The following is a 13,115-nucleotide window of genomic DNA, read 5'->3' as shown; positions in this document are numbered from 1 at the left end:
CCGGTTTGCCGGCGGGTTCGTGCATATGTGGATGAAAAAGCCTGGAATCGGGGATAACTCTCCCTTACAACACTTATCCACAGGTGGGTAAGTCAACACACTCTTCTTTACTCTTATCCACAACTTCCAATAGGAAAGAGATTCACTTTTCCGCACAATAAAAGATGCCCTTTACTCCATCTCAAATGCCCGTCACTCCACGGCGCCTTCCCAAGAGCCCATGCCCTGGTCGACGTTGACGAATTCATAGCCCTCCTCAAGCAGGATGTCGCTCGCCTGTTTCGAACGGTTGCCCGACTGGCAGATCACGACGTATTTCGCATCTTCCTGCAGGCCTTCAAAATCCCCGCTTTGGAGTGCGGTAAGCGGTTTGTTTTCCGCTCCCGGGATATGCCCCTGCTCGAATTCATAAGGTTCGCGGACATCAAGCACGGTATAGCCCGCTTCCTGCTTGGCAGCCACTTCATCAATCCCGATCGTTTCGTAGCCGGCACCCTGTCCGCACGCCGACAGCAGCAAGACGCCGATGATTGCCAGCACCAGGAATAATGGCTTTTTCATCCTTCGACGTCGCCTTCCCATGCCATCATGCCGCCTTCGACATTGGTCACGTTGAAGCCTTGGTTGTCCAGGAACTGGCACGCGGAGCTGCTGCGTCCGCCGGAACGGCAGTTGATGTAGTATTCTTTCGATTTGTCCAATTCGTTCATTTTGAATTCGACCAAGCCTAACGGGATGTTGACAGCGCCCGGGATTTTCCCGCTTGCCACTTCCGCCGTTTCGCGCACGTCGATGATGTTCACTTCTTTGCCTTGTTCCAATAATGATTGCAATTCCTGAGTTGTAATAGATTTCATAATGATAATTCCTCCTAAATGGTTTGTGTTTATTCCGTTTTCATCAAAAGTTCGATCATTTTTTTGACCTTGATCTCGATCTCGTCTTCCGGCGCGCCGCTTTCCTGCAGGCAGCGCTCCAGGTTCTCGCTGACGATGACACCTAGTGCGCGGTCAAGCGCGTGGGTGACGGCGCTGAGCTGTGCGACAACGTCCTCGCAGCCGCGGCCGCCTTCGAGCATGCGGACAACACCGGCCAGCTGGCCATCCACGCGGGCGATCCGATGCTTCACCGATTTTGAATACCGCATGCCCCTCACCCCTTAGTTTTTCAGTAGGTCAGCGGCACGGTTCGGGTCGAACCCGAGCACCCATTGGCCGTTGATGTTCGTCTGCGGCACGCCCATCTGGCCGGTCGCCTGCACGAGGCGGTTGGCCGCTACCGGGTCACGCTGCACATTCACTTCCGTGTACGCGACATTGTTCTGGTCCAGGAAGTTTTTCATCATTGTGCAATACGGGCAAGTGTTCGTCGTATAAACTGTAACTTGGTTTGACATATTCGCTTCCTCCTCTAATTTATATGCCCCCGTGGGTAAATAAAATATACCATAGGGGGTATATAGATATCAAGCGAAGTGCTTGCGTGAATAAAAAATAATTTTCGAAGGATCCGGATTTCAAGAAACACCGGCCGGCATCCATAAAAATAGGCTGCCCGTAACCGGAAACTCCGGGGACATGCAGCCTGCAAGCGATATTTTCATTGCCCATGGAACACGCCAATCTCCCGGTGCTTCACCTCTCCTGCTCTTTCCAGCCGTGCTCCGCCCGTGCCCATCCGCCGATCGCTGCACCCAGCGCGGCCATCGGGCTGTCGAACTCGATGTCCTCCATCACCAGCAGCTGGGTATGCAAGGGCACGAGCAGCTTGGCGAGCATCAGCTCTTCCCGGCGGCGGATATACTTCTTCGGGCATTTCGCCGACACTGACGCGGCGAATTTCGAGCCTTTCTGCACCACGAACCCTTGCCCGCGGTGAAAGCCTCTTGCATCCGCCCCGCGCTTTGATTTCACGAAAAGCTGCGGAGGGCCTTCTTCCGGATATACCCCCCTCAGCAATCCCGCTTTGAACGGATTGACGCTTTTCTCCTCTCCTGTGTTCTTGTCCACCTCTAAAAACTGATACAGCTCCCCGTATCGTTCATGCAGAACCTTCTTGATAAAATAGTCCTTTTCCATCTCTTCACCTTCCTTCCGAGTGATCCGGATGTGTTGACCGGTCATCTTATAGATAGGGAAAAACGGCGGAAAAGGGGACGCCTTTTATAATTGATAGGCTTGTGACCGGAAAAGTGCAAAGGTTGAAATAAAAGCCAACGAAAAACGAGCTTGCATCGCTGCAGGCTCGTTTCTTTTGCGCGTTGGCTTCCTTCATTTCTGTGTTGCACCTTCGCCCTCCAGATACGGATCACAGCTGCTCACCATGCCGCTGTCGAACCCGGCCATGAACGCAGCTGCGCGCTCGGACGGCGCTGCTTCCCCCTCGTTTTCGGCTCCGTCAAATTGGCCGGCGCCGGCCAAGGTCTCCATCGTCCGCTCCACAGCACCGGTATCCAGCATGTCACTGCCGTACGCCGACTGCGCCCAGACTCCGGTCAGGCATTCCGCGTTCAGTTCCATCTCTTTAGCAGGCACGGGGCTTTCCTGTTCCGCCTCGGCGGGCAGCCAGCCCCATTCGCCTTGGAGTGAATGCGCATAGAGGTGGGCCATCGCAGCCGCTACCGCAAAATCCCCGGCTTTAGCGCCGGCTTCTGGACCTCCGTCCGCTTCCGCTGCGCTTCTCCAAATCTCCATCGCCAACTCGTTCACAAACACGATCAGGTCTTCCTCCGCGCAATAGAAGGCATCGCCGGGACCCGTCTCCCCGGAAGCGGTGCAGCCCGTCGCTTCCGTTTCCCCTTCATACGTCAGGATATAGTCGACGACCGGCATGCTGTAGCCTCCCTGCACCATCATCTCCGCCCACATGCTGTGGACGTCGTTGATCGCGAGCTCCAAAAAACTGGTCATCGCCCCGCTGCTTTCCTCTGCCGTAAACCCGTAGCCCAAGGTTTCACCGGCTCCAGCTGCAGGCGCCTTCGGCAGCTCGACCAATTCCAATTCCGTGCTTTCCTCAACCGCTCCTTCTTCGGCATCTCCATCAGTGGATGCTTCCTGTTCCGGCCCGCATGCGCCCAGCACTAAAACCAGCACCGCGGCCAACAGGATGTTTGCTGGCCATTTCATTACGGTAACTTCTCCTTTCCTGGGATTGGCCTTGCCCTGTTCCCCGTTCAGTTTCCACCTCCAATGTGTGTAGCCTGCATTTGAATAAAGTCGCAATACCGCTTCTTATTTGCCTGAGAAAACGCTTCTATGTAACAGCACCCATTTTCTTTCCAGTATACCATATTTATCTGATTATTCTGTTAAATTTATCTTGTTTACAATACTAACCCAATTCGCCAGCTGGAGAAATCCATTTATCCTCTCCTGGCTGACGATTCCGGCCATTGAAAGTCAAAAAAGCAGCGATTTCTCTTTTTGCGGAGAAATCGCTGCTTTTGTTATAGCCTATGCCTTCACTCTAAATCAGACAGAGTGTACAGTATTTGCCTGCTCCACTGTATCCGGGCTTTTTCTGGATTTAAAACTTACCGCAAACAGGATTCCAAGAATGAGGGTATAGGCCGCAAAAACCAGCCAGATGCTCTGCCAGTCTTTTATGCCGTCCACCGTTAAATAATCCACCACTTGACCGCTGATCACAGCCCCCAAATAAGCTCCGAGTCCGTTCACCATGGTCATGAACAAGCCCTGGGCACTACCGCGAATTCGGCGATCCACTTCTTTATCGACAAACATCGAGCCGGAAATATTAAAGAAGTCAAACGCTACACCGTACACGATCATCGATAGGAGCAATAAGATGAACCCCAATCCAGTCGGATCTCCAAAACCTAATAGAACAAAGCGCAATGTCCAAGCCGCCATACTCAAAAGCATGACCGTTTTGATCCCGAATTTACGCAAGAAAAATGGGATGGCAAGAATGAATATGACTTCTGCAAACTGTCCGATCGATAATAGAATCGATGGATATTTAACCGTCAGGCTTTCTTCATAAGCAGGATTCAGCGCAAAATCATGAAGAAACGGGTTAGCGAAAGCCAAATTGATCTGCAGTGCAGCTCCGATCAGCATGGCAAACAAGAAAAAGACAGCCATTCTCTTTTGTTTGAACAGGACAAATGCATCGAGCCCCAACCGGCTTGTCCATGACTTGTCATTGGTATCATTTGATGTCGGGCAATCAGGCAGAACCAGTGAAAAGAGTGCCAGTAAAACGGCAGCCCCCGCGGCAATGTACAACTGCAGATTGCTTAACTCGAAGCCACCCAAACTGATGAGCCACATGGCAAAAATGAAACTGACGGTGCCATATACACGAACGCCCGGAAATTCCTTTGTCGTATTAAGCCCTGCTTTTTCCAGCCCAATATAGGAAATGGTATAAGATAATGAAATCGTCGGCACGAAAAATACCGCGTTAAAAAACATGACCCAAAACATAACGGTCGGGTCCGAAACTTGTGCGGCTCCAAGCAAGAAAATCGCACCGATAAAGTGGAAGATGCCATACAACCGGTTCGCTTTGACCCACCGGTCAGCGATAATCCCGACCAGACTTGGCATGATAAGAGATGCTAGTCCAGATGCGCCATAAATCGCGCCAACTTGGGCACCGGAAAAATCTAAGGTATTGATCATATACGAGCCAAGGGTCACGAGCCAACTTCCCCAGATGAAAAACTGGAGAAAAATCATAATTTTGAGCCGAGATTTAATAGTCATTTCTTTTCCTCTTTCATATTAAGTCGTGTTCACGAGGCACTTTTCGAGTCGTTAAGCCTTTTTGGCCAGTTCCGTCATATAGTCAAAGAACGCGTCGCGGTTCACGTCATAAACGACATTCACAGGCCGCCCTTCCGCGGTTTCAACTGTACGGCCTTGGCTCGGGCCGTCTGTGTGAACGATGCTGTTTATGGTCTGTACTTTTACCAGATCTGGATTCCCGACGAATGCGGTGGTCAGCACATCCCATAAATAGTAAGTCGAGTTCGTTGAAAAGTGGACAAGCGGCGGCACCATTGCATAGCACTGCCCAAGAAAATCAACGCCCATGTACTTGCGGTCCTTCGCCCAGCGTTCCCGTACGTCCAACGTCAGCGGCACTTGGTTGGTGCTTTCAAGCGCCACCAGATCGATTTTAATGTTGCTGTCCCATACACGGGCAGCGGCCTCAGGATCCCAGAACACATTCCATTCCGCGGTCCCGTCATGTTCAGGTTCATGGACATTTCCGGCTTCACGGAAGGTGCCCCCCATCCAGACCAGCCGTTCGATTTTCTCTTCGATTTCAGGCGCTGCGTCCAATGCGCGCGCAAGATCCGTAAGCGGCCCCGTAAACAATAACGTCGTTTTTTCTTCCGTTGCCAAAACCGTCTCAGCCAAATGGAGATGTGCCGGCTGTTCAGCCACCGGCGCATTAACTGTTCCAGATTCGTTTAAAATCGGCAAGGCATCGACATAAAACGCATGCATGCGCCAATCTTTCGGAAAAGGATTTTTAGGGCGTGAATTTGACTCAGCCACGTCCAGGCCGCCGGTTCCAAAGCGGTCAATAATTTTCCGGCTCGCAAACATAGCCGGTTCCAAATAACAGTCTGCCGGAATGACGGAAACGCCCGTGAGCTCCACTGTGTCCATTTTCAGCAATAAAAACAGCGAAACCAGGTCATCCACGCCGCCGTCATGATTAAAGTAAATTTTTTCTTTCATTTTTTCCGTTCCCTTCTTGGTGAATGATTTTAAATTGTTCCTGCATCACTCAACCTTTTTCTTGTTAAGCCCCTCGAATAATGCCCTATGCGGCCACAAACCTCTCGTTATCAAAAGTTCCCTGCCATACCGACTTTCACAAAAATAAAAGCATTTTAAAATAAAAAAATGCTCCGGAGGCTACCGGAGCATTGACTAGAGCACGTATAAATAAAAGAAAGCACCAAACGCACTCTCCATTTATCACTTACCTCGTAGTCAAACCCTTTACGGCGGCTTGGTAGAAACTATCGGGCCATATCCCCAATCTTATACGACATTATTCGATTTTAAATTCGGTTTAATGATAGCAAGGATCTTTATAGAGGTCAACCTAAACACGAACATTAAAAGTTTTTTCATAACTATCATTCGTTTTTTTAAAGCGTTTTCATAGATTTTTTATTTAAAAATCGCTTATTTTTTAAAATATACGGATATATTAAAAATCTCTTCTTTTTCATTCATTGCCAGCTGGCAAAGCCCGGCCATTTCCCCGCTGCTTTTATACGCCTTAAAACTGGATATCAATGATTCTTCAGGTGCGGCAATGCAATGATCCGGAAATTTTTGCGGCCCATTGAAGATTGTCCTTCGGTATTTCGGGCAGAGGCGGTTTCCTGTTCCGTCCTCCAAGCTTCGAGCCGTAAAAGCAGAGGAGCATGGCTAGTTCAGGCACTCCCCAAAACGCCAAAGAAAAATGAGCCCACAACCGCGTGAGCCCATTTCCCGTGCCTGCCTCTTTTCCGAAGCATTTTTTATTCGTTTGCGGAAGAACCAAGCAATCCCTCGGAATCACTCGAACAGCGGCGTGACCGGTTTCTCATTATGCACATGCTCGATTGCTTCCGCCAGCAGCGGCGCGACCGACAGGATTGTCAGTTTCGGGATGCGCTTCTCCGGAGCGATGCGGACGGTGTTGGTGACCACCACTTCCGTGACAGCCGACTCTTGGATCCGCTGGATCGCCCCGCCGGACAACACGCCGTGCGTACAGCAGGCATAGACGGCTTTTGCGCCCCTTTCGACGAGGACATTGGCCGCCAAGGAGATGGTCGTTGCCGTATCGATGATGTCCACGATGATGATGACGTTCTTGCCTTGGATGTCCCCGACGATGTTCACCGTCTCAGGCTCGCCCGGGTTCATCCGGCGCTTGTCGATAAAGCCGATCGGCACGTCCAAGTCGCTTGCGAGCTTGCGCGCTCTCCCAAGTCCCCCGTTATCCGGCGCAACGACAATCGCATCTTCCAATCCCTTTTCCAGGAAATGCGCCGCTATGACCGTTTCGCCCAAGAGCTGGTCCACCGGCATATCGAAAAAGCCCTGGATCTGCGGCGCGTGGAGATCCATCGTGATGATGCGGGTTGCCCCTGCGGTTTCCAGCATGTTCGCCACGAGCTTCGCCGTGATCGGTTCGCGCGAACTCGCTTTCCGGTCCTGGCGCGCATAGCCGTAATACGGGATGACCACATTGATGGTTTCCGCGGATGCCCGCTTCAGCGCATCGATCATGATCAAGAGTTCCATGACGTGCTCATTTCCCGGCTGGCTTGTCGACTGGACCAGGAAGACTTCCGCCCCGCGCACACTTTCTTCCAGGTTGATCTGGACTTCCCCGTCGCTGAAGCGGGTGATGGAGCTTTTGCCCAGTTCGCAGCCGAGCAGCTCCGCGATTTCCTTGGTCAGTTCGGGATTTGAATTCAAAGAGAACAGCTTAAAGTTTTTTCTTAATTGGTATGGCAATTTCAGGTCCCCTTCCGCAAAGTTCTATTTTGTAAAACCGGATAGCCGATTCGCTCCGATGAAGCAAAGCAATCTTGCCTGCGGCCTCCCGCAGTTGCTTTCATGATACCTTTTTGGCAGCGCTTTAGCCAACTCCTAAGAGGCCCATCTTCCCTTCCGTGCCTAGAGCCTGCTGAATATCCCCTGTAATCACAAAAACGGTTCCAACACTCGTCAAATTAATAGTTCCATAGTAATTGGACTAAAGTCGTCCAAAGGCGGTACAATAAGGAAAATCATCTGAAAAAGGCAAACTTATCCGAAAGGTAAGGACGCAAAGCCATGAGCCTACACACTGTTTCCCAGTGCACGGTCGTCAGGTTGCCAGGCATCCATTCTGTGGGCCTCGGCTGACAGAATGGAGGAAAATAGAAAATGCTAAAAAAAGCGGTGGTGATTGTCATGGCATTATTTTCTTTGATGGCTTTGGCCAGCCCGGGACATGTGCAAGCAAACGAAGCGCCCCAACCCGTCCGTGCGACTTGGCTTTGGAATCCTTGGCTGTTCGTGAATGACGAAGCAGGCACATTGGCTTTCCTGGAAAGCAAAGGACTGAACAAAGTCTACGTCCAAATCGACGGAGACATTCCAAAAGCGGCCTATGGCAGTTTCATCGAGAAAGCGAAAGCGAGGGGCATCGACATCTATGCACTCGACGGAGCCCCTTCATGGGTAGCGCCAAAAGGCTACATCAATCAGGACCGTTTCCTGTCCTGGGTAGCCGATTATCAGGCGCAGGCCGCGGAAAACACCCGGTTCGCAGGTGTCCATCTGGACGTTGAGCCTTATTTGTACAGCGGCTGGAATACCAACCAGGCAGCAACCGTCAAATCGTTCCAAGCGCTTCTTAAACGAGCCCATACAAGCACAGCAAAAATCGGCCTTCCGCTGGAAGCCGACATGCCATTCTGGTTTGATGAGATCCCTTACAAAAACACATACGGCACGGGCCTGCTCGCAGAGTGGGTCATCGCCAATACGGCGGGTGTCGGCATCATGGCTTACCGTGATTCAGCGCCGATGATCATTGACATCGTCAAAAACGAAATGGCCATGGCCCAGCGCCTGGGCAAAAGCATCATCGTCGGCGTCGAAACCGATGTGACCGATGAAGGCAGCATCATCACTTTTGCCGAAGAAGGCGAAGCCTTCATGGAACAGGAACTTGCGGCAGTCGCTGCCCATTACGCAGGGAACCCTGCTTACAAAGGGAATGCCATTCACCATGTCGGCAGCTGGATGACGCTGCAGCCTTAATATCCAAGACACGCTGATATCAGCGTGTCTTTTTTTATTGGAACCTGTGAATCCCCCTTTTCCAAAGCTGCCGCCGCTAGAGACCGAAGCCGTTTCGCCGCAACTCATCCAGAATAATTGCAATAAAAGACTATCTATTTATACATAACTTTACATATTATGGCTGTCAGACAAGGCATCCTCGAAAGCGATATAGTATAATAACAACCATCCAGAAATTTTTTCAAAAGAAGGTGAACCCAGATGTCCCCAGTCAATTACAAAGCATTGCTTGCCAATAGAATGAAACAGGACTTTTCCAAATGGCATGCCCAACAACACGTCCAGGAACGGGAAGTCTACCGGTTTTTACATACGATGAAAGGCACGGCGGGCACCATCGGGCTCATGGAGCTGTCCGAGTTTTGCGGAACGCAGCTTGCCTCGTTCGCAGAAGACAGCACCGCGTTGCTGCCGGTCCAGTCACTGGAACACTTCATGGCCACACTGACGGCCTTTTTCACGCCAGAAGAGCCCGCCGCTGAAGCAGCGCCAAGCTCCCCTGAAGACGCATCCGGCAAGAAATCGTTTGTCTTGGTCATCGATGCGGACGCAGCGTTCGCGGCTTCCATCAAAGAATCATTAGAACAACAAGGCATTCCGGTCGTGATTGCCCTGGACGGCAAGAAAGGCATGGAATTTTTCTATACCCTCCAGCCGCAGATGGTCATTTTGGACAGCCACTTGCCGGATGCCGACGGATTCGACCTCGTGACCCGCATCCACGAAGCGGCCAAAAGCCGTTATCTGCCCATTGCCGTGATCAGTGCGGATGACCGGATCGACAACCAGATCCGGGCGATGGAGCTGGGCGCCACCGATTTTCTTGCCAAGCCCTTGAATCTGCCCTTTTTCGCCGCCTATGTCCGGAACCGCCTGCGGAACCAGGAAGCGATCTCCCAAGGGACGCTTTACGATGAACTGACAGGAGCCGGGAACCGGAAGTATTTCAATCATGTCCTGCCGCAAATGATGAACTTGTCGGAGCGGACACGCACCGCTTTCACGCTCGTCCTGCTCGATTTGGACCATTTCAAGAAAGTGAATGACAATTACGGCCATCCTGCCGGAGATGAAGTGCTGCGGACATTCAGCCAGCTCCTCCTGAACATGAAGCGGGAGTCGGATTATTTCTTCAGGTACGGCGGGGAGGAATTCGCCTTGCTCCTGCCGGACACCAAAGCGCAAGCAGCCGTCCTGCTGGTGGACCGGATTCGCGCCGCTTTTGCGGAAACCGCGTTTTCATCCGCCTCGTCCGAGCCGTTCCATGTAAGCTTTTCAGCCGGCATCAGCGAATTCCGGGTGAAACAGGATCTGCTCGTGAGCATGGCGGACCAGGCGTTGTACCAGGCGAAGAAAAACGGGCGCAACCGAACGATCGTCTATGAACCCGCTGAGGGCGATCTCAAACGCCACCTCAACATCATCATTATCGACGACGATTCCCTCGTGCGCCGGCTGGTGTCAAAACAGTTTTCAGGCTGGAAGCCCGAGGAATTCGATCTTCGCATAGAGGAATACGTTGACGGCGCCAGTTTCGTGGAATCCCAATGGTACAACGCCGAGGAGAACTACATGATCCTGCTTGATGGCGTCATGCCGAAAATGGACGGCCTGGAAGTGCTCAATCATGTGCGCGGCCAGTATCCCCATGAAAACATTGTCATTTCCATGCTCACTTCCCGCAACAACGAGTCCGACATTGTGCTGGCGCTGAAAAACGGGGCAGACGATTATATCGTCAAACCGTTCTATGCCCAGGAAGTGGTGGCGCGCGTGGAGCGGCTGACGATGAGGATGTTCAAATGAGCCTTTATTTCTACTGGATCCTAAGCGTCTCCCTGCTCCTTGGCCAACTCGTCCTGCTGCTCGTCCTGGCTTTGCGCAAACAGAAACTCGCCGCGAAAGAAGGAGCCATCGTCGAGCAATACCATGCATTAACCGATTCGTTCAGCTCTTATATGATGGACTCCGCCGATGACCGATTCGTCCAGGAAATCCGCAGCAACCCGCACAAAACCGTGGTCCTGGAACGTTTGCTGAACGGCTATGTCTCCGTGACCAAAGGCGGCGTCCATTCGCCGCTTGTCGCCACACTGTCGGAAGACTTCCTGTCCGCGCATTACGCCAAACAGCTCAAGCGCAAGACGTGGGCGGTCCGGATGAATACGCTGTACTTTATCGAGGATTTCCATATGGAATCCCTCAAGCCCTTGCTGAAAGAAAAACTCCGCAAGAGCTCCCAGCTGGACCAGGAAACGCAGCAGCTCATCCGGACGTTGGCCTCTTTGAACGAACCGGAGACCCTTTCGGTACTAGCGCAGTACCCCGATGCGCCGGCCCGCCTGTACATCGACGTGTTCAAACGGCTCGAAGAACCGACAAGGCTCGAAGAGCTGGATGCCGCGCTGCGGAATGAACCCGCGAACAAAGCGCGGAAGCATGCCGCGATTTCCTATATCGGCATGGCCGGACTGATCGCGTTCCTTCCCCGCATCGAGGACGAATTAGCGACGCAGGAAGGGGAACTGCGCATTCAGGCACTGAAAGCCATCCTCCACCTGCAATACCTGAGCGACCCCCGCCTATTGCTGCCTTTTTTCCAGTCGGCTTCCTGGCCGGAGCGGATGTATGCTTCCCGGATTGCCGGAAGGCTGCAATTGTCGCGGTTCAAAGAAGTGCTCAGCGATCTGCTCGGCGATTCGGTCTGGTGGGTCCGGTATTCCGCAGCCGAAGCGCTGGTCCAGTTTTCGGACGGCGATATTCTGCTTGCCCATCTATCCGCCAATCATCCCGACCGCTATGCCCGTGATATGGCAGACCAGTGGAAATCGTCCCTGTTAGGAAGTGAAGCCTGATGCACAGTTTATTTCAATTCTTGGCCTACGCCATTATCGCCTATATGCTTTTTTCAAGTCTGAGTTATTTGGGCTTCTTCATGCTGGCATTCCGCAAAGTGAAACGGGAGGACCAACTCGACCGCCGGGAATCCACGGAAGACTTTCTCCGCAACCAGAATACGTACCCGGTGTCGATCCTTGTGCCTGCCTACAATGAAGAAGTCGGCGTCGTCAGCACGGTCCGGTCCTTATTGGCGCTGGAATACCCGGAAAAGGAAATCATCGTCATTGACGACGGTTCGAAAGACGAGACGTCGAACCGGATGATTGCCGAATTCGGGATGAAGGAGATCCAATTCGCTGTGCGCACGCACATCGAAACCGCCCCGATCGTAGCGATCTACCAGTCCACCATCTTCCCTTATATCCGCTTGATCAAAAAAGCGAACGGCGGAAAAGCGGATGCACTGAATGCGGGCGTCAACTTGGCTTCCTACCCGTATTTCTGCGCGATTGACGGGGATTCGATCCTGGAAAATGACGGGCTGCTCAAAACGATGAAGCCCATCATCGAATCGGACGGCCAGATCATCGTGACCGGCGGCTCTGTCCGGATCGCCAACGGCTCCACCATTTCCCGCAGCAAGGTGGAAGTGATCGACCTGCCGAGGAGCCCGATCGTCCTGATGCAGATCGTGGAATATTTCCGTGCGTTCCTGATTGGCCGGATTGCATTGAGCCATATGAACATCCTGCTGATCGTCTCCGGCGCATTCGGCGTCTTCAACAAAGAGCGCGTGATCCAAGCCGGCGGATACAACAAAAACACCGTCGGCGAAGACATGGAACTGGTCGTACGGCTGCACCGCCTGCTGCGGGAAGAAAAGTCCAGACAGCGCATCGAATACATCCCCGACCCCGTGTGCTGGACCGAAGCTCCGGAATCGCTCGATGTGCTCCGCTCGCAGCGCATCCGCTGGCAGCGCGGCTTGTTCGAAACCCTGTGGTCCCACCGGAAAATGATGCTGAACCCGAGATACGGCTCCGTCGGCCTATTGTCCATGCCTTATTTTCTGCTCGTGGAACTTCTCGGTGCAGTGTTCGAGTTTGTCGGATATTTCATCATTTTCGGGGGCTTTTTCTTCTCGCTCGTCGATACCGAGACAGCCGCCATCCTCTTTTTGGTGACGATCTTCTACGGTTCGCTCATTTCCGCATTGGCCGTCCTGCTGGAGGAATTGACGCTCCATAAATACCCGAAAGCTTCCCATCTGGCGCGCCTCTATTTCTGGGCGCTGACCGAAGCGTTCTGGTACCGGCCGCTGATGGTCGTATGGCGGGTCCAGGGGATTTTCGCCGCGTTCCGCAAAAAAGCCCATTGGGGCGACATGAAGCGCAAAGGAATTTCATCTTAAGTTTTAGGAGGCAGACACAC

General features: G+C 52.4%; 13 protein-coding genes and 2 riboswitches. Of the genes, 4 read left to right on the top strand and 9 right to left on the bottom strand.

The window, feature by feature from the left end; translation table 11 throughout:
• Positions 1-192: 192 nt before the first annotated feature.
• From ACFSDB_RS01105 to ACFSDB_RS01065, 9 genes are all read right to left on the bottom strand, one after another.
• A complete protein-coding gene (locus tag ACFSDB_RS01105) occupies positions 193-561 on the bottom strand; it encodes a rhodanese-like domain-containing protein (RefSeq protein WP_204891483.1) in 369 nt (122 codons plus the stop codon).
• Positions 558-857 (bottom strand): rhodanese-like domain-containing protein, encoded by a 300-nt coding sequence (locus ACFSDB_RS01100; RefSeq protein ID WP_204891484.1) that lies wholly within the window; start codon positions 855-857, stop codon positions 558-560. The genes ACFSDB_RS01105 and ACFSDB_RS01100 overlap by 4 nt, the downstream gene beginning before the upstream one ends.
• A gap of 29 nt (positions 858-886) precedes the next feature.
• Complete coding sequence (locus tag ACFSDB_RS01095; protein WP_204891485.1) at positions 887-1,147, bottom strand: metal-sensing transcriptional repressor; 261 nt, start codon at positions 1,145-1,147, stop codon at positions 887-889.
• Positions 1,148-1,159: 12 nt separating this feature from the next.
• The gene (locus tag ACFSDB_RS01090; protein ID WP_204891486.1) at positions 1,160-1,396 is read right to left on the bottom strand and encodes a glutaredoxin family protein; all 237 of its coding nucleotides are present in this window, start codon (positions 1,394-1,396) and stop codon (positions 1,160-1,162) included.
• Between the two features lie 238 nt (positions 1,397-1,634).
• Positions 1,635-2,078, bottom strand: coding sequence for a DUF4357 domain-containing protein (locus ACFSDB_RS01085; RefSeq protein ID WP_204891487.1), 444 nt, complete (start codon positions 2,076-2,078; stop codon positions 1,635-1,637).
• Positions 2,079-2,270: 192 nt separating this feature from the next.
• A complete protein-coding gene (locus tag ACFSDB_RS01080) occupies positions 2,271-3,125 on the bottom strand; it encodes a neutral zinc metallopeptidase (protein WP_204891488.1) in 855 nt (284 codons plus the stop codon).
• 345 nt (positions 3,126-3,470) lie between these two features.
• Complete coding sequence (locus ACFSDB_RS01075; RefSeq protein WP_204891489.1) at positions 3,471-4,733, bottom strand: nucleoside permease; 1,263 nt, start codon at positions 4,731-4,733, stop codon at positions 3,471-3,473.
• A gap of 51 nt (positions 4,734-4,784) precedes the next feature.
• On the bottom strand, positions 4,785-5,720 hold the full coding sequence (locus ACFSDB_RS01070) for a nucleoside hydrolase (protein ID WP_204891490.1): 936 nt from the start codon (positions 5,718-5,720) through the stop codon (positions 4,785-4,787).
• Positions 5,721-5,955: 235 nt separating this feature from the next.
• Positions 5,956-6,057: riboswitch (purine riboswitch) on the bottom strand.
• Between the two features lie 497 nt (positions 6,058-6,554).
• On the bottom strand, positions 6,555-7,505 hold the full coding sequence (locus ACFSDB_RS01065) for a ribose-phosphate diphosphokinase (RefSeq protein WP_204891491.1): 951 nt from the start codon (positions 7,503-7,505) through the stop codon (positions 6,555-6,557).
• Between the two features lie 277 nt (positions 7,506-7,782).
• Positions 7,783-7,873, top strand: a riboswitch (cyclic di-GMP riboswitch).
• Positions 7,874-7,919: 46 nt separating this feature from the next.
• Here ACFSDB_RS01065 and ACFSDB_RS01060 point away from each other — a divergent pair.
• From ACFSDB_RS01060 to ACFSDB_RS01045, 4 genes are all read left to right on the top strand, one after another.
• Entirely contained in the window at positions 7,920-8,801 is an 882-nt protein-coding gene (locus tag ACFSDB_RS01060; protein ID WP_204891492.1) for a glycoside hydrolase family protein, read from the top strand.
• A 243-nt stretch (positions 8,802-9,044) separates the two neighbouring features.
• Entirely contained in the window at positions 9,045-10,649 is a 1,605-nt protein-coding gene (locus ACFSDB_RS01055; RefSeq protein ID WP_204891493.1) for a diguanylate cyclase, read from the top strand.
• On the top strand, positions 10,646-11,698 hold the full coding sequence (locus ACFSDB_RS01050) for a HEAT repeat domain-containing protein (protein WP_377338830.1): 1,053 nt from the start codon (positions 10,646-10,648) through the stop codon (positions 11,696-11,698). Before ACFSDB_RS01055 ends, ACFSDB_RS01050 begins: the two co-directional genes overlap by 4 nt.
• Positions 11,698-13,095, top strand: a complete 1,398-nt coding sequence (locus tag ACFSDB_RS01045; RefSeq protein WP_204891494.1) for a glycosyltransferase family 2 protein — start codon at positions 11,698-11,700, stop codon at positions 13,093-13,095. Before ACFSDB_RS01050 ends, ACFSDB_RS01045 begins: the two co-directional genes overlap by 1 nt.
• Positions 13,096-13,115: the final 20 nt, after the last annotated feature.

The sequence above is a fragment of the Planococcus chinensis genome, from assembly GCF_042681545.1.
GTDB lineage: Bacteria > Bacillota > Bacilli > Bacillales_A > Planococcaceae > Planococcus > Planococcus chinensis.
Note: the sequence above shows the minus strand (reverse complement) of the source record. Positions and strands in the feature narration are given on the sequence as shown.